Annotated in this window: 16 protein-coding genes and 2 pseudogenes; 11 read left to right on the forward strand and 7 right to left on the reverse strand. The window is 55.7% G+C overall.

Annotation, left to right across the window (positions count from 1 at the left end):
• Window positions 1-13 precede the first annotated feature (13 nt).
• Window positions 14-421 carry a Cu(I)-responsive transcriptional regulator gene (gene cueR / locus MUU46_RS15995; protein WP_159752541.1) on the forward strand — a complete coding sequence of 136 codons (408 nt, stop codon included), beginning with the start codon at window positions 14-16 and terminating at the stop codon, window positions 419-421.
• On the opposite strand, the gene MUU46_RS16000 is transcribed toward cueR, so the two are convergent.
• Both MUU46_RS16000 and MUU46_RS16005 read right to left on the reverse strand, forming a co-directional pair.
• The gene (locus MUU46_RS16000; RefSeq protein WP_110511296.1) at window positions 418-870 is read right to left on the reverse strand and encodes an NfeD family protein; all 453 of its coding nucleotides are present in this window, start codon (window positions 868-870) and stop codon (window positions 418-420) included. The two genes, cueR and MUU46_RS16000, sit on opposite strands and share 4 nt — an antisense overlap.
• Complete coding sequence (locus tag MUU46_RS16005) at window positions 867-1784, reverse strand: SPFH domain-containing protein (RefSeq protein ID WP_125353500.1); 918 nt, start codon at window positions 1782-1784, stop codon at window positions 867-869. The genes MUU46_RS16000 and MUU46_RS16005 overlap by 4 nt, the downstream gene beginning before the upstream one ends.
• A 135-nt stretch (window positions 1785-1919) precedes the next feature.
• On the opposite strand from MUU46_RS16005, the gene MUU46_RS22990 reads away from it, so the two are divergent.
• The 3 genes and pseudogenes from MUU46_RS22990 to MUU46_RS16015 all read left to right on the forward strand — a co-directional run.
• Window positions 1920-2066 (forward strand): ATP-binding cassette domain-containing protein, encoded by a 147-nt coding sequence (locus tag MUU46_RS22990; protein ID WP_159752543.1) that lies wholly within the window; start codon window positions 1920-1922, stop codon window positions 2064-2066.
• Window positions 2045-2176, forward strand: a pseudogene (locus MUU46_RS22995) (iron efflux ABC transporter ATP-binding subunit FetA); the annotation flags it as partial. The gene MUU46_RS22990 and the pseudogene MUU46_RS22995, both read left to right, overlap by 22 nt.
• A pseudogene (locus MUU46_RS16015) lies at window positions 2167-2547 on the forward strand (ABC transporter permease); the annotation flags it as partial. The pseudogenes MUU46_RS22995 and MUU46_RS16015, both read left to right, overlap by 10 nt.
• Before the next feature lie 67 nt (window positions 2548-2614).
• Here MUU46_RS16015 and MUU46_RS16020 read toward each other — a convergent pair.
• The 3 genes from MUU46_RS16020 to tesA form a co-directional block, all read right to left on the reverse strand.
• Window positions 2615-3469 (reverse strand): co-chaperone YbbN, encoded by an 855-nt coding sequence (locus MUU46_RS16020; RefSeq protein ID WP_159752545.1) that lies wholly within the window; start codon window positions 3467-3469, stop codon window positions 2615-2617.
• Window positions 3470-3537: 68 nt separating this feature from the next.
• Window positions 3538-4308 carry an SDR family oxidoreductase gene (locus tag MUU46_RS16025; RefSeq protein WP_159752547.1) on the reverse strand — a complete coding sequence of 257 codons (771 nt, stop codon included), beginning with the start codon at window positions 4306-4308 and terminating at the stop codon, window positions 3538-3540.
• 28 nt (window positions 4309-4336) lie between these two features.
• On the reverse strand, window positions 4337-4960 hold the full coding sequence (gene tesA, locus MUU46_RS16030; RefSeq protein WP_509908883.1) for a multifunctional acyl-CoA thioesterase I/protease I/lysophospholipase L1: 624 nt from the start codon (window positions 4958-4960) through the stop codon (window positions 4337-4339).
• Between tesA and ybbA the strand changes: the two genes are divergently transcribed.
• Together ybbA and ybbP are read left to right on the forward strand one after the other, a co-directional pair.
• Entirely contained in the window at window positions 4931-5617 is a 687-nt protein-coding gene (gene ybbA, locus MUU46_RS16035; protein WP_258966034.1) for a putative ABC transporter ATP-binding protein YbbA, read from the forward strand. The genes tesA and ybbA overlap by 30 nt on opposite strands.
• Window positions 5614-8028 (forward strand): putative ABC transporter permease subunit YbbP, encoded by a 2415-nt coding sequence (gene ybbP, locus MUU46_RS16040; protein ID WP_258966035.1) that lies wholly within the window; start codon window positions 5614-5616, stop codon window positions 8026-8028. Before ybbA ends, ybbP begins: the two co-directional genes overlap by 4 nt.
• A gap of 80 nt (window positions 8029-8108) precedes the next feature.
• On the opposite strand, the gene mnmH is transcribed toward ybbP, so the two are convergent.
• Both mnmH and allS read right to left on the reverse strand, forming a co-directional pair.
• On the reverse strand, window positions 8109-9191 hold the full coding sequence (gene mnmH, locus MUU46_RS16045; protein ID WP_258966036.1) for a tRNA 2-selenouridine(34) synthase MnmH: 1083 nt from the start codon (window positions 9189-9191) through the stop codon (window positions 8109-8111).
• A gap of 76 nt (window positions 9192-9267) precedes the next feature.
• A complete protein-coding gene (allS, locus tag MUU46_RS16050; RefSeq protein ID WP_258966037.1) occupies window positions 9268-10182 on the reverse strand; it encodes an HTH-type transcriptional activator AllS in 915 nt (304 codons plus the stop codon).
• Window positions 10183-10368: 186 nt separating this feature from the next.
• Between allS and allA the strand changes: the two genes are divergently transcribed.
• From allA to glxR, 5 genes are all read left to right on the forward strand, one after another.
• On the forward strand, window positions 10369-10851 hold the full coding sequence (gene allA / locus MUU46_RS16055; RefSeq protein WP_258966038.1) for an ureidoglycolate lyase: 483 nt from the start codon (window positions 10369-10371) through the stop codon (window positions 10849-10851).
• 81 nt (window positions 10852-10932) lie between these two features.
• The gene (allR, locus tag MUU46_RS16060; RefSeq protein WP_159752561.1) at window positions 10933-11751 is read left to right on the forward strand and encodes an HTH-type transcriptional repressor AllR; all 819 of its coding nucleotides are present in this window, start codon (window positions 10933-10935) and stop codon (window positions 11749-11751) included.
• Window positions 11752-11836: 85 nt separating this feature from the next.
• Window positions 11837-13618 (forward strand): glyoxylate carboligase, encoded by a 1782-nt coding sequence (gene gcl / locus MUU46_RS16065; protein WP_258966039.1) that lies wholly within the window; start codon window positions 11837-11839, stop codon window positions 13616-13618.
• A 12-nt stretch (window positions 13619-13630) separates the two neighbouring features.
• Entirely contained in the window at window positions 13631-14410 is a 780-nt protein-coding gene (hyi, locus tag MUU46_RS16070; protein ID WP_258966040.1) for a hydroxypyruvate isomerase, read from the forward strand.
• A gap of 84 nt (window positions 14411-14494) precedes the next feature.
• Complete coding sequence (gene glxR / locus MUU46_RS16075) at window positions 14495-15373, forward strand: 2-hydroxy-3-oxopropionate reductase (protein ID WP_159752567.1); 879 nt, start codon at window positions 14495-14497, stop codon at window positions 15371-15373.
• The last annotated feature ends 19 nt before the right edge of the window (window positions 15374-15392 follow it).

The following is a 15392-nucleotide window of genomic DNA, read 5'->3' on the forward strand; positions in this document are numbered from 1 at the left end:
AGTGGAGGCGAGCGTGAATATCAGCGACGTAGCGAAAAGAACCGGTTTAACCAGCAAAGCGATTCGTTTTTACGAAGAGAAGGGGTTGGTCACACCGCCATTGCGCAGCGATAACGGCTACCGCAGCTACACGCAAAAACATCTGGAAGAGTTGACGCTACTGCGTCAGGCACGCCAGGTGGGGTTCAATCTGGAAGAGTGTGGCGAGCTGGTGAATCTGTTCAACGATCCTGGGCGTCACAGTGCTGATGTGAAGGCGCGTACGTTGCAAAAAGTGGCTGACATAGAAAGGCACATCACGGAATTGCAGAGCATGCGTGAACAACTTCTGGCGCTGGCGGATGCCTGTCCTGGAGATGACAGCGCCGACTGCCCGATTATTGATAATCTGTCCGGCTGCTGTCATCGCAAAAGTAACTAGTGTGGGCGCACCTTTAAGGTAATGCCTTCCACTGCGAACACTTCTACACGGGTCCCTGCCGGAAGATCGTCTTCGGCAAGAACCGGCCATGAACTGTCGCCAACGCGCATGTGACCACGCCCGTTGATGAGTGTCGTATCCAGCGTGAAGATTTTACCGACCAGTTGCTGACCGCGCTGATTGAGCTGGCTATCTGCGCGCGGCTGTTGGCGAACACGATTCGACAGCCAACGCCACCATAGCCAGGCGGCGAGCAGCGTCAGTACCGCAAACACCACCCCTTGCCACTCCCAGCCAAACGGCAGCAGCCACACCAGCAGGCCGGTGACAATCGCCGCTACGCCGCTCCACAGAAGATAGCCATTCCCGCCTAGCATTTCTGCCGCCAGCAGCACGCCGCCGAGGCTCAGCCAGAAAATGTGCGGGTGGACGAGAAGGGCATCAATCATGGTTTTTTCCGCTCACCAGCGCTGTCTTTCACCAGTTCAGCAATCCCAGCAATCGAACCCATCAGGCTGCTGGCATCCAGCGGCATCATCACCACTTTGCTGTTATTCGCTGAGCCAATCTGCTGTAACGCATCGGTGTATTTCTGCGCGATGAAGTAGTTCACGGCCTGGATATCCCCGGCGGCAATCGCTTCGGATACCATTTGCGTCGCGCGGGCTTCCGCTTCGGCTGAACGTTCACGCGCTTCTGCCTGCAGGAACGTAGACTGACGCTCACCTTCCGCTTTGAGAATTTTCGACTGCTTCTCACCTTCGGCTTTGACGATCTGCGCCTGGCGGATCCCTTCAGCCTCCAGGATGTAAGCTCGCTTGGTTCGTTCGGCTTTCATCTGCGCATTCATGGCGTCGATAAGTTCAGCCGGTGGACGAACGTCGCGAATTTCGATACGGGTGATTTTAATGCCCCACGGATTGGTGGCTTCATCCACGATATGCAGCAGGCGGGTGTTGATGTTGTCACGCTGGGAGAGCATTTCGTCGAGCTCCATCGAGCCCAGTACGGTACGGATGTTGGTCATCGTCAGGTTGATGATCGCCAGTTCCAGGTTGCTGACTTCATACGCCGCTTTCGGGGCATCAATCACCTGAATAAAACACACCGCATCAATGGAAACGTTGGCGTTATCCTTGGAGATGACTTCCTGGGATGGAATGTCCAGAACCTGTTCCATCATATTGATTTTGCGGCCAATCCGGTCCATGAATGGCACCACCAGACTCAAGCCAGGATTAAGGGTGTTGGTATAACGGCCAAAACGCTCGACCGTCCATTGATAACCCTGAGGAACGATCTTGACGCCTGCGCCCACAATCACCAGCGCGACGAAGATCAGTACGGGAATAAAGACGAGCATTTAAAACCTCCTGTTTTTGCCTGATAGCCGACTACCTTCGTCAGCCCGATACCTGAAAGTATAACTTTTATCCTTCTCAGCGCGAAGGCCGGGTGCATACAATAACGAGGAACAGGCGCGTAAAACGGGAAAAAAATGAAGGAATTATTGCAGGTTAATCCGCTGGGATATCAGCCAGGCGGCACGCCGCTTTTGCACAATATCAATCTGACGTTGAATGAAGGACAATTTACGCTGATTACCGGGCCGTCTGGCCGTGGGAAATGCAGAGAATTGCGCTGATTCGCAATCTGCAATTTTTACCGAAAGTATTATTGCTGGATGAGCATAATAAGCAGACTGTGAACGAGAGTATTCACCGCTACGTCAAAGAGCAGCGGGTTTGTGTGCTGTAGGACTGTGCTACAACAACCTCGGGCAGCGTTTTAGCAGTGAACAGCAGCAAATTCAGGAAAAATTGATCCTCGGTGCCACGCCGAAAGTGGCGTCAGAGCGCCTGACCCGCGAAAGCATTCGCGCCTCACTAATTCCGACTGTAGATTCGGCCAAAACCGTCGGGCAGGTGAGTCTACCTGGCATGATGTCAGGCTTGATTTTCGCCGCTGCCGACCCGGTAAAAGCGATTAAGTATTAGGTTATTGTCACGTTTATGCTGCTTTCGACCGCCAGTCTGTCGACTATTATTACCTGCTACCTGACCTATCGGAAGTTCTATAATTCGCGGCATCAGCTGGTGGTGAAGCAAATAAAAAAGCCGGAATGAGCTTCCGGCTTTTGTCGTCAAGACACGGTCACTGGCTTGCTATGCGAAGCGCCAGCAGGCTACGTAATTAGTAGAGCAGGGAGTACAGCAGACGGCGGTATTTCGAGGCCAATGCATCGCCGGTGCCGAGTGCCGCGAGAATTTCCTGCAGCATTTTGCGCGCCTGACCATCCGCCGCGCCCAGGTCTTTCCTCAAATGGCTGAACAGCAGTTCCAGCGCTTCTTCATTGCGCCCAACCTGATGCAGCTGCAGCGCCAGCTGCGACGCGAGAGCCGCATCTTCTGGATATTCCGCCACCTGCTGTTGCAGCTGCTGGATTTCCGGGGTATCAGCCGCCTGTTTCAGCAGCTCAATCTGCGCCACCAGGCCCTGATAACGGGTGTCCTGATCCTGCATTGGCACGGTTTTCAGCGTCGCTGCTGCCTCTTCCGAACGGTTAAGGGCAATCTGTGTTTCCGCCAGCAAAAGGCCTATCTGGCTGTCCTGATTCGACAACTGCCACGCGTCTTTCAGCAGCGGCAGCGCATCGGCGTGATTACCTTCCTGCATCAGCAGCATTGCCTGCTGGGCTTTCAGCTCTTCTTCACGCGGCAGGAATTTATCGAGCAGCGTACGAATAACGTCTTCCGGCTGTGGGCCCTGGAAACCGTCGACCGGCTGACCGTTCTGGAACAGATACACGGTCGGAATAGCGCGCAGGCCAAACTGAGAGGCAATCATCTGCTCGGCGTCGCAGTCGAGTTTCGCCAGAATGAACTGACCGTTGTATTGGTTAGCGAGGCTTTCCAGTAGCGGGGTTAACTGCTCGCAGTGCTGGCTACGCGGTGACCAGAAGTAGAACAACACCGGAAGAGTGGCGGACTGCTCCAGGGTCTGGTGCAGGTTAGCTTCGGTAATGTTAACGATATACTGTGCAGACATAAGGCATTCTCTTTATTCGATATGAGTCGATATCTCATTGAGATGGGGGCGGAGGACGATGCTTCAACTCAACCCTGCAAAATTTTGTCCATCATTCGGCCCGGCAACAGACGCTTGAGCAGCATCACCGCGTGGGTCACCAGCGTCACCGGATAGCGTATTTTCGGCTTTTCGCTGGTGAAAGCATGGCGCACTTTTGCCACCACCGCCTCCGGCCCGAGAGTAAAACGGGCGGCGATACCTGGATTTTCGACGGGTTTGTCGGCCTGGGTCTGGTTGACGTTTTCCGTGAAGCGGGTGCGGATCGGGCCGGGCTCAATCAGGCAGACTTTAATTCCGCTGTGGCGCAGTTCCATACGCAGCGCGTCGGACCAGGCTTCCAGTGCATATTTACTGGCGGCATACGCCCCACGGCCCGGCGTGGAAATCAGGCCCATGACTGAAGATGTCATCACAATCCGGCCTTCGCCGTGCGGCACCATAGCCGGCAGCAGGCGCATAGTCAGCTGATGCGCCCCGAAGACGTTAGTGGAAAATTGCTGCTCCAACTGCGTGCGGCTCAGGGTATTCAGTGGACCATATACGCCAAAACCGGCGTTATTAAAAATGCCGTACAGGCGGTTTTCAGTAAGAGTGAGAATTTCGTCGGCGGCGCGATCCACGCTGTCAGGCGAATCCAAATCAAGAATAATTCCCGTCAGCCCCTGATCTGACATGCGGGCCACGTCTTCTGGCTTGCGGCAAGCGGCCAGTACGCGAAAGCCCTGGCGTTTCAGCTCAAGCGCACTTTCCAGCCCAATACCGCTGGAACATCCTGTTATTAAGACCGTTTTTTGCATAACTTTACCTGAAGACAACCCCTGATATTCAGGAGTCGTGTTTAACTAAGGGAGCCAGGCGTGTCGCCATCCAGTCCGCTATAAACGGCTGCGCGTCACGATTGGGGTGAATACCATCATCCTGCATCCATTGCGGTTTCAGATAGACCTCTTCCATGAAAAATGGCAGCAGAGGAATATCGAACTCTTTGGCAAGCTGCGGATACATCGCGCTAAAGGCCTCATTATACCGACGGCCATAGTTCGCAGGCAGACGAATTTGCATCAAAAGCGGTTCGGCGTTGGCAGCTTTAATTTGTCTGATAACCGTTCGCAAGGTTTGCTCGGTTTGTTGAGGCTGAAACCCGCGAAGGCCATCGTTACCGCCCAGTTCGACTAACACCCAGCGCGGCTGGTGCTGCTTGAGCAGCGCTGGCAGGCGCGCCAGCCCCTGCTGCGATGTATCACCGCTAATACTGGCGTTGACAACCTCGGTCTTCGGCTGCCACTTTTCATTAAGGAGCGCGGGCCATGCGGCCGTTGCCGCCATGCGATACCCGGCGCTCAGACTGTCACCCAGAATTAACAGCGTGTCGGCAAATGCGGCGCGGCAGGTTAACAGCAAAAGAAACAGGAACGGCACATGCCAGCGGAAAACATACTTGAAGTTCATCATCTTAAGAAATCCGTCGGTCAGGGGGAGCAGGAGCTATCCATCCTCACCGGAGTTGAGCTGGTTGTCAAACGAGGCCAGAGCATTGCGTTAGTGGGGGAATCCGGTTCCGGCAAGTCGACGCTGCTGGCGATCCTCGCCGGGCTGGACGATGGTAGCAGCGGGGAAGTGAAGTTGATTGGCCAACCTCTGCACGCGATGGACGAAGAGGCGCGCGCCGGCCTACGGGCCCGCCATGTCGGCTTTGTGTTTCAATCTTTCATGCTGATCCCGACGCTCAACGCGCTGGAAAACGTCGAACTCCCGGCCCTGCTGCGCGGTGAAACCGACAGTCAGGGGCGCAGCCACGCGAAGTCGCTGCTGGAACAATTAGGGCTCGGCAAACGTCTGCATCATCTTCCTGCACAGCTTTCCGGTGGCGAACAACAGCGTGTGGCGCTGGCCCGCGCGTTTAACGGTCGGCCAGACTTGCTGTTCGCCGATGAACCCACGGGCAATCTTGACCGGCAAACTGGCGATCGCATTGCCGATTTGCTGTTTTCGCTTAACCAGGAGCATGGCACCACGCTGGTTCTGGTGACGCACGATCCGGCGCTGGCGGCGCGCTGTGATCGACGCCTGCGGCTGGTGAATGGTCAGTTGCAGGAGGAATCATGATTGCCCGTTGGTTTTGGCGCGAATGGCGTTCGCCATCACTGCTGATTGTCTGGCTGGCGCTGAGCCTGGCGGTGGCCTGTGTGCTGGCGCTCGGTAATATCAGCGACCGCATGGACAAAGGGCTGAGTCAGCAAAGCCGTGAATTTATGGCGGGTGACAGAACGCTGCGCAGTGCGCGTGCCGCGCCGGAGGAATGGCTGAATAAAGCCCGCGAAATGAGGCTAAAGGTCGGCGAGCAGCTCAGTTTTGCCACCATGACTTTCGCCGGTGATACCCCGCAATTGGCGAGTGTGAAAGCGGTGGATGACGTTTATCCGATGTATGGCCAGCTGGACACCCAACCGCCGGGGCTGAAGCCGCAGGCGGGCAGCGTGCTGTTAGCCGCCCGGTTGATGGCACTGCTGAACCTGAAAACGGGGGACACAATCGACGTCGGCGATGCGACGCTTCGTATTGCCGGCGAAATCCTGCAGGAGCCGGATTCCGGCTTCAACCCGTTCCAGATGGCACCGCGACTGATGATGAACATCGCCGACGTGGCAAAAACCGGGGCTGTACAGCCGGGGAGTCGTGTCAGTTGGCGTTACAAATTTGGTGGCACGGCGCAGCAGATTGAAGCCTACGAGAAATGGTTGTTACCGCAACTGAAGCCTGATCAGCGCTGGATTGGCCTTGAGCAGGATGAGGGCGCACTCGGTAAATCTCTTGAACGCTCGCAGCAATTTTTACTGCTGTCCGCGCTGCTGACACTGCTGCTGGCGGTCGCGGCGGTTGCGGTGGCGATGGGGCATTATTGCCGTAGCCGTTACGATCTGGTGGCGGTGCTTAAAACCCTGGGGGCAGGGCGGGCGCAGCTGCGTAAGCTGATCCTCGGTCAGTGGGCGATGCTCCTGCTGTTGTCGTTGGTCACCGGCGGCGCGATGGGGTTGCTGTTTGAACGTGTGTTGATGGTGCTACTCAAACCGGTGCTGCCTGCCGCGTTGCCGCCTGCAAGCCTGTGGCCGTGGCTGTGGGCTATTGGCGCGATGGTGGTGATTTCACTGCTGGTGGGAATGCGACCATGGCGTCTTCTGCTGGCGACCCAGCCATTGCGCGTATTGCGCCGAGATGCGGTGGCGAACGTCTGGCCGCTGAAATTTTACATTCCGGTCATTACGGTAGTGATTGTGCTGTTGCTGGCCTGGTTGATGGGCGGATCAATGCTCCTGTGGTCGGTGCTGGCGGGCGCAGTCGTGCTGGCTGTGCTGTGCGGGCTGGTGGGCTGGGTACTCCTGAACGTACTCCGACGCGTAACGCTGAAATCGCTGGCGCTGCGTCTGGCGGTAAGCCGCTTGCTGCGTCAGCCGTGGTCCACACTCAGCCAGCTGGCGGCATTCTCGCTCTCCTTCATGCTGCTGGCATTGCTGCTGGTGCTTCGCGGCGATTTACTTGACCGCTGGCAGCAGCAGCTTCCGCCTGAAAGCCCGAACTACTTCCTGATCAACATTGCGCCAGAGCAGGTCGGGCCGATGAAGGCCTTCCTGGCCGAACATCAGGTGATCCCGTCGACGTTCTACCCGATCGTGCGTGCGCGTCTGACGGACATTAACGGTCAGACGACGGACGGCAATAAAGACGAAGCGCTAAACCGCGAGCTGAACCTGACCTGGCAAAGCCAGCCGCTGGAACACAATGCGGTAACCGATGGCAGCTGGCCGCCGAAAGCGGGAGAAGTGTCGATTGAGGAAGGCCTGGCGAAGCGTCTGAACATTGGGCTCGGCGACAGCGTAACCTTTACCGGCGATACCCAAGCGTTCAGCGCGAAAGTCACCAGCCTGCGTAAAGTGGACTGGGAAAGCCTGCGGCCAAACTTCTTCTTTATCTTCCCAACCGGGGCGCTGGACGGGCAGCCGCAAAGCTGGCTCACCAGTTTCCGCTGGGACAACGGCAACGCGCTGCTGACTCAGCTGAATCGCGAATTCCCGACCGTCAGTCTGTTGGACATCGGCGCTATTCTCAAGCAGATCGGGCAGGTGCTGGAGCAGGTCAGCCGGGCGCTGGAAGTGATGGTGGTGCTGGTGACCGCCTGTGGCGTGCTATTGCTGTTAGCGCAGGTTCAGGTGGGGATGCGACAACGTCATCAGGAGCTGGTGGTCTGGCGCACGCTGGGCGCAGGAAAATCATTGCTACGCACCACGTTGTGGGCTGAGTTTGCCTTACTGGGGCTGGTATCCGGGTTGGTGGCGGCTATTGGCGCAGAAACCGCGCTGGCGGTGTTGCAGACGAAAGTCTTCGATTTCCCATGGGAGCCTGACTGGCGACTGTGGGTCACGCTGCCGCTAAGTGGTGGGGTAATGCTCTCGCTGTGCGGCGGCTGGTTAGGACTGCGGCTGCTGAAAGGCAAAGCGCTGTTCCGTCAGTTCAACGTGTAACTCCGCCTGGCGGCGCTATGCTTACACGGGCCTACTGGTTTTGTAGGCCCGATAAGTGCAGTGCCACCGGGGAAAATGGGTTATGCCGCCAGCCAGGCGGCAACGTCCTCATAGCTACCTCGGAACACAATCATTCCCGCTTTTTTACTGAGCTGATAGCGGTACATTGGATCGTAATATTCCACCAATAACGGTTTAAGCCAGCTGAAATGTACCTCAGTGGATGCGCCGCGTTGCTGCTGAAGCAAGGCTTCGTCGAGGCTTGCCGTCAGTTCGGCAAAGCGCTGCAATCCTAAACGGCGGCGGATGGCGAACAGACCCTGATGCAGATAGTCGCTGTATTCCTGCCAGCCTTGCTCTTCGCCGAACGCTTGCAAAAAATCATGGTGCATGCGGGTGAAATACTCATCTCGAAGGCGCTCCAGCCGCACCTCAAACGGATCCTCTACCACCGCAATGGATGACTGCGCCATCCTATTACGCAGGCATTCTGGCAAGTGGTTAGCCCCAATCATGTGACCTTCATCTTCGATAACCCAACGCGCGGCGTCTTTTTGCAACAGCGCTATGGCCAGTTCATTTTCAAAACTTGCCTGTGAAAGCTGCGGCTGAAGCGTACGGCCAAAGGACGAACCGCGGTGATGGGCGAGCCCTTCGAGATCGATACCTGATGCCTGAGACTGTACCAGCTGGGTTTTTCCGTTACCGGTGCAACCGCCAATCAGCACCATTGGTCGCTCGACATATTCTGCGGTCACGGTGATGGCGGTCTGACGCAAGGATTTATAGCCGCCTGCGATCAGCGGCAGATCCACTCCGGCCTCGTGCAGCCAGTGCTGGGTAATGTGCGAGCGCTGACCGCCACGCGCACAGCACAGCAGGGCATCCGGGTGGCGGTGAATCGCGTCGAACCAAGCGTCTAAACGTTGTTGGCGCTTTTCACCGGCGACCAGTGTGTGGCCGAGTTTCAGCGCGGCATCCGCCCCGTGGCGTTTGTAGCAAGTCCCAACGGCGGCGCGTTCGTCGTCATTCATCAGCGGGAGGTTAATACCTGTTGGCATTGCCCCTTGTTGAAACTCTATCGGGGCGCGTACGTCGATGATGGGCGTGTTGCCTGCGAGAATTTGTCGGAAGTTTACTGCGGGTCGGGTGGTATGTGGCATGGTTAAAGACTCTGGAGCGATACACCCCGGCATTTTACGCCACGTGAGGGGTGATAGCTTGATATTCGCCATTCGTTTAGCAAAAAGGTGTCATAAACCCGCGGATTTCTGGCCGCCGCTGTTGAAACAGGCCAACGATATCCTCAACAACTTTGCCGCTGTGGGCGGTATGCCAGGCAAGACTCAGTGGCGAGGCTGCTCTCATGGCAGGAATAGCTCGACTAACCAGCTGACCTTGTGCAATCAGCGGCTGGCAAAGCGGTAACGGTAAAAAACCGATCCCCACACCGGCAATATGCGCGGCGACTTTCGTCTCGATATCGGGCACCAAAATTTCTTTTTGTCCCGGCAGCCGCCAGGCCACTCGCTTGGTCAACCGGCGCGCGCTGTCGGCAATGTTGACCGCCGGATAGCGGCGGAGCAGGGCCTCAGTGAGCGGGGCTTCGGACTGGTTAAGTGGGTGAGTGGGAGACATCACAAACAGCCACTGAACCTCGCCGAGGGGTTCAATAGCGATGGTATCTGACAGGGCCTCAGTGCCGGTCACGCCAATCGCCAGTGAAAAATCATCGTGCAGCAGCGTGTCCCAGACGCCCATGTAAATCTGGCGAGAAAAATGAAACTGGGTAAAGGGATAACGCCCGACCAGCCACGCCAACAGCTGCGAGACGGCGAGCGGGCTATACATCAGGTTATTGACCACGATATTCACCTGGCGCTCAATGCCGTCGTTAATTTGCCGGAGTTCACCGGACATGCCGTCTATCCAACCCAGCCACTCTCGTGCCTGAGCCAGGAGGTGATCTCCGGCAGGCGTCAGCGAAACACTGCGTGTTGTCCGGCAAAAGAGGGCGACGCCGGTGTTCTCTTCGAGCAACTTAATACGATAGCTGATCGTGGCTGTTGTTTTGCACAAACGCTCAGCGGCTCTGGAGAAGCTACCGGTTTCAGCAATGCACAGAAAGGTGCGCAGCGTTTCAATATCAAACATAGTACATTCCAATAGTGAGCTGATTTATAAGCACTTTCTCATAATTACCATTGGTAAATTGTGGTCTTTATCTTGTTTTGGAAAAATATTCCAACTTTTAGGTTGCTGTTAATTTGAGAAGGTTCTAGATTAGCCACAGAGAGAAGTTCAGGGCCGAAAGGGATCGGGATCACAAGGGAAAACAAGATGAAACTTGAGGTAAAGCCGCTGAATCGTGCGGAGTTTGCGGAGTATGGTGACGTAATTGAAACCGAAGGCCAGGATTTTTTCTTTATCAATAACGGCCAGGTGCAGCGCTTTCACGATCTGGCACACGTCGAGATCCTTGAGCAGGACCGGACGCTGATCAGCATTAATCAGGCGCAGCCTGTCGCGCTTCCCATCATCGTTACGGAGCTGGAGCGGCATCCGCTTGGCACACAAGCATTTGTACCTCTGCACGGCGAACCCTTCGTCATTGTCGTGGCGCTGGGGGGCGATGACGTTGATTTAACGACTTTGCGCGCGTTTATCACTAACGGGCAGCAGGGGGTAAATTATCACCGTAACGTCTGGCATCACCCACTGTTTGCCTGGCAAAAACAAACCCAATTTCTGACCATCGATCGCGGTGGAAATGATAACTGCGACGTGGTTTCTGTCCCGTCGCACGAGCTGGTAATTTGTTGAGGTATCCCGTGACGCTGCCGGTTATCTTGCATAAGATATCGAACTTATGCTTAACGTAAGCTGGCGGAGAAGACGGAAAAAATGACAGAAGTACGACGGCGCGGCAGGCCAGGCCTGGCAGAACCGACCGCGCAAAAAGGGGCGCAGGCCCTGGAGCGAGGCATCGCGATTATGCAGTATCTGGCCAAAAGCGGCGGCAGTTCTTCGGTTAGCGATATTTCGGTGAATCTCGACTTGCCTCTGACCACCGCCTTTCGCTTGCTGAAGGTGCTGGAAAGCGCAGATTTTGTCTACCAGGACAATCAGTTAGGTTGGTGGCATATTGGGCTGGGCGTGTTTAACGTCGGCACGGCCTACATCCACAACCGTGACGTCCTGTCGGTCGCTGGGCCGTTTATGCGCCGTCTGATGCTGATGTCAGGGGAAACGGTGAATGTGGCTATCCGCAACGGTAACGAAGCTGTGTTGATAGGGCAGCAGGAGTGTAAGGCGATGGTCAGAATGTGTGCCCCGCTGGGTAGCCGTCTGCCGCTTCACGCATCCGGTGCGGGGAAAGCGTTACTCTATCCGATAGGTGAAGAGGCGCTGATGGACGCGATTTTGAAAACGGGTTTGCAGCGCTTTACGCCGACGACCCTGATCGACCTGCCGGTGTTGCAAAAAGACCTGGAGGGCGCGCGTCAGCGGGGCTATTGCATCGATCAGGAAGAACACGTTATTGGGCTGAACTGTATCGCCTCAGCCATTTACGATGATGTAGGCAGCGTGGTGGCCGCCATCTCTATCTCTGGACCAGCCTCACGCTTAACGCCGGATCGCTTTGCCAGCCAAGGCGAGTTGGTATATCAGACGGCTATGGATATCAGTACTGCGCTTGGCCTGAAAACAGCCAGAGCATAAGCGCCGAATCCCGCTCGACGGAGCGGGTTTTTTTGGTGAATTTACAGTGTTGGAATATTTTTCCAAAAATTAAGGTGGAACGGAAATGGCAAGAATGCGAGCCGTGGATGCGGCAATGTATGTCCTGGAAAAAGAAGGTGTGAACACCGCATTTGGTGTGCCGGGTGCGGCGATTAATCCTTTTTATTCTGCAATGCGTCAACATGGCGGCATCCGTCACGTGCTGGCGCGCCACGTGGAAGGCGCTTCCCACATGGCGGAGGGTTACACCCGTGCAACGGCCGGGAATATCGGCGTCTGTCTGGGGACGTCTGGCCCGGCAGGGACAGATATGATAACCGCGCTGTATTCAGCTTCGGCAGATTCAATTCCTATTCTGTGCATTACCGGCCAGGCCCCGCGTGCCCGCTTGCATAAAGAAGATTTTCAGGCAGTGGATATCGAATCCATTGCCAAGCCAGTGAGCAAATGGGCTGTGACCGTGCGCGAAGCGGCGTTGGTGCCGCGCGTACTGCAACAGGCATTTCACTTGATGCGCTCAGGCCGCCCTGGGCCGGTGTTGGTCGATCTGCCTTACGACGTGCAGGTGGCAGAAATTGAGTTTGATCCTGACATGTACGAACCGCTAGCGGTCTACAAACCTGCGGCTTCCCGCACGCAAATTGAAAGAGCCATCGACATGCTGATGCAAGCCGAGCATCCGGTGATTGTCGCTGGGGGCGGGGTAATTAATGCTGATGCGGCTGCGCTGTTACAACGTTTTGCCGAGCTGACGCAGGTGCCGGTGATCCCAACCCTGATGGGATGGGGCTGCATTCCAGACGATCATGAACTGATGGCCGGAATGGTCGGGTTGCAAACGGCGCACCGCTATGGGAATGCCACGCTGTTGGCCTCCGATCTGGTGTTGGGCATTGGCAACCGTTTTGCCAATCGCCATACCGGTTCGGTAGAGAAATACACCGAAGGGCGCAAAATCATCCATATCGACATCGAGCCGACGCAGATTGGACGCGTGCTATGCCCGGACTTAGGCATTGTCTCCGATGCGAAAGTAGCGCTGACTCAGCTGGTTGAGGTGGCGGAAGCGCGGCAAAAAGCCGGGCGGTTGCCGTGTCGCGACGCATGGGTGGCCGACTGCCAGCAGCGTAAACGCACCCTGCTGCGCAAAACGCACTTTGACAACGTGCCGGTCAAACCGCAGCGCGTCTACGAAGAGATGAACAAGGCCTTCAGCCGCGACGTATGCTACGTCACCACCATTGGCCTGTCGCAAATCGCCGCAGCGCAAATGCTGCATGTGTTTAAAGACCGCCACTGGATCAACTGTGGCCAGGCGGGTCCATTAGGCTGGACGCTTCCGGCGGCCCTCGGCGTTTGCATCGCGGATCCTAAACGTGAAGTGGTGGCGATCTCTGGCGACTTCGATTTCCAGTTCATGATTGAAGAACTTGCCGTCGGCGCGCAGTTCAACATTCCGTATATCCACGTGCTGGTGAATAACGCCTATCTGGGCCTTATCCGCCAATCACAGCGCGCCTTTGATATGGATTACTGCGTCCAGCTGGCGTTCGAAAATATCAACTCCAGCGAAGTGAACGGCTATGGCGTTGACCACGTGAAGGTGGCCGAAGGTTTAGGCTGTAAAGCCATTCGTGTGTTTAATCCGCAGGATCTGGCCCCGGCGTTTGAGCAGGCTAAGGCCCTGATGGCGCAATACCGCGTGCCGGTAGTGGTGGAAGTTATCCTTGAGCGCGTAACCAATATTTCGATGGGCAGTGAACTGGATAACGTTACGGAGTTTGAAGCCACGGCTGACAGCGCCGCCGACGCACCGACTGAAACCTGCTTTATGCAATATCACTAAGGAAGGCGCACCATGTTACGTTTTTCTGCCAATATCTCGATGCTGTTTACGGAATATGACTTTCTCGACCGCTTTGCCAAAGCGGCGGCCTGCGGATTTCGCGGCGTCGAGTTTATGTTCCCGTATGACTACGACATCGATGTGCTCCAGCAGGTCCTGAAGCAGAACTCTCTGGAACATACGCTGCACAACCTTCCGGCGGGTGACTGGGCCGCCGGGGAACGCGGAATAGCCTGTATTCCCGGGCGCGAAGCGGAGTTTCGAGAAGGAGTGCTGGCGGCCGTGCGTTATGCCAAAGCGTTAGGCAACCGCAAAATTAACTGCCTGGTAGGCAAAACCCCGACGCAGTTCAGCCCGGAACAGGTTCATACAACGCTGGTGGATAATCTGCGTTTTGCCGCAAACGCACTGGCAAAAGAAGACCTGCTGTTGCTGCTCGAGCCAATTAACCCCTTCGATATCCCGGGTTTCCATCTGACCGGCACGCAGCAGGCGCTGGCGCTGATTGAGGATATCGGTTGTCGCAACGTCAAAATTCAGTATGACATTTATCATATGCAGCGCATGGAAGGGGAATTAACGCTGACGATGCAAAAGCAGGCTGAGTATATTGGTCATTTGCAAATTGCTGATAACCCACATCGTGGTGAGCCGGGAACCGGGGAAATTAATTACGACTACCTGTTTGAAGTGATTGCGCAATCAGATTACGACGGCTGGGTCGGGTGCGAATATAAACCCGTCACTACCACCGAAGCCGGAATAGGCTGGATGAGTCGTTATTTAAAATAAGTCTTTTGTCAGGCAGCGTTTATTTCACCGTAAATCCGGCGGGATAACTGTTGCCTGAATTCAGAAAACGAAGAGGGAAATAGCATGAAACTGGGATTTATTGGATTGGGCATTATGGGCACGCCGATGGCGCTGCGTCTGGCACAAGCCGGTCATTCGCTCCACGTGACCACTATCGGTCCGGTGGCTGAGGCACTGTTGGCCACCGGTGCGAAAAATGTCGAGACGGCGCGCCAGGTGACGGAAGCATCAGACATTATCTTTATTATGGTGCCTGATACCCCTCAGGTTGACGAGGTGCTGTTTGGTGAGCACGGCTGTGCGAAAACGTCCCTGAAGGGCAAAATCCTCGTCGATATGAGCTCCATTTCACCGATTGAAACCAAGCGCTTTGCAAAGCAGATCAATGAACTTGGCGGTGAGTATCTCGATGCGCCAGTGTCCGGGGGCGAAATAGGTGCTCGTGAAGGCACACTTTCAATTATGGTCGGCGGCGATCAGGATGTGTTTGATCAGGTGAAACCGCTCTTTGAGATTATGGGGAAAAATATCACCCTGGTAGGCGGTAACGGTGACGGTCAGACCTGTAAAGTGGCGAACCAGATTATCGTGGCGCTGAACATTGAAGCCGTATCGGAAGCGTTGCTGTTTGCCTCGAAGGCCGGGGCCGATCCGGTTCGTGTACGCCAGGCGTTGATGGGCGGTTTTGCCGCTTCACGTATCCTCGAAGTACACGGTGAGCGTATGATCAAGCGCACCTTTAGCCCGGGCTTCAAAATCGCCTTACATCAGAAAGACCTTAACCTTGCGCTACAAAGTGCCAGGGCGCTGGGCGTAAATTTACCAAACACCGCGACCTGTCAGGAATTGTTTAATACCTGCGCTGCCAACGGTGGCAGCCAGCTGGATCATTCGGCTCTGGTGCAGGCACTGGAATTAATGGCCAACCATAAAATTGCATAAAAATTAAACCCGCCGCTAT

Source organism: Scandinavium tedordense, from assembly GCF_024764965.1.
Classification (GTDB): Bacteria; Pseudomonadota; Gammaproteobacteria; order Enterobacterales; family Enterobacteriaceae; genus Scandinavium; species Scandinavium tedordense.

Excerpts from the sequence above, each read along its gene's own strand:
- MUU46_RS16025 (WP_159752547.1), bottom strand. The coding sequence starts at position 4,308 with ATGCAAAAAACGGTCTTAATAACAGGATGTTCCAGCGGTATTGGGCTG.
- allS (WP_258966037.1), bottom strand. The coding sequence starts at position 10,182 with ATGTTTGATATTGAAACGCTGCGCACCTTTCTGTGCATTGCTGAAACC.
- MUU46_RS16020 (WP_159752545.1), bottom strand. The coding sequence starts at position 3,469 with ATGTCTGCACAGTATATCGTTAACATTACCGAAGCTAACCTGCACCAG.
- MUU46_RS16000 (WP_110511296.1), bottom strand. The coding sequence starts at position 870 with ATGATTGATGCCCTTCTCGTCCACCCGCACATTTTCTGGCTGAGCCTC.
- ybbA (WP_258966034.1), top strand. The coding sequence starts at position 4,931 with ATGCCAGCGGAAAACATACTTGAAGTTCATCATCTTAAGAAATCCGTC.
- gcl (WP_258966039.1), top strand. The coding sequence starts at position 11,837 with ATGGCAAGAATGCGAGCCGTGGATGCGGCAATGTATGTCCTGGAAAAA.
- mnmH (WP_258966036.1), bottom strand. The coding sequence starts at position 9,191 with ATGCCACATACCACCCGACCCGCAGTAAACTTCCGACAAATTCTCGCA.
- allR (WP_159752561.1), top strand. The coding sequence starts at position 10,933 with ATGACAGAAGTACGACGGCGCGGCAGGCCAGGCCTGGCAGAACCGACC.
- tesA (WP_509908883.1), bottom strand. The coding sequence starts at position 4,960 with ATGAACTTCAAGTATGTTTTCCGCTGGCATGTGCCGTTCCTGTTTCTT.
- MUU46_RS22990 (WP_159752543.1), top strand. The coding sequence starts at position 1,920 with ATGAAGGAATTATTGCAGGTTAATCCGCTGGGATATCAGCCAGGCGGC.
- ybbP (WP_258966035.1), top strand. The coding sequence starts at position 5,614 with ATGATTGCCCGTTGGTTTTGGCGCGAATGGCGTTCGCCATCACTGCTG.
- MUU46_RS16005 (WP_125353500.1), bottom strand. The coding sequence starts at position 1,784 with ATGCTCGTCTTTATTCCCGTACTGATCTTCGTCGCGCTGGTGATTGTG.
- allA (WP_258966038.1), top strand. The coding sequence starts at position 10,369 with ATGAAACTTGAGGTAAAGCCGCTGAATCGTGCGGAGTTTGCGGAGTAT.
- hyi (WP_258966040.1), top strand. The coding sequence starts at position 13,631 with ATGTTACGTTTTTCTGCCAATATCTCGATGCTGTTTACGGAATATGAC.
- glxR (WP_159752567.1), top strand. The coding sequence starts at position 14,495 with ATGAAACTGGGATTTATTGGATTGGGCATTATGGGCACGCCGATGGCG.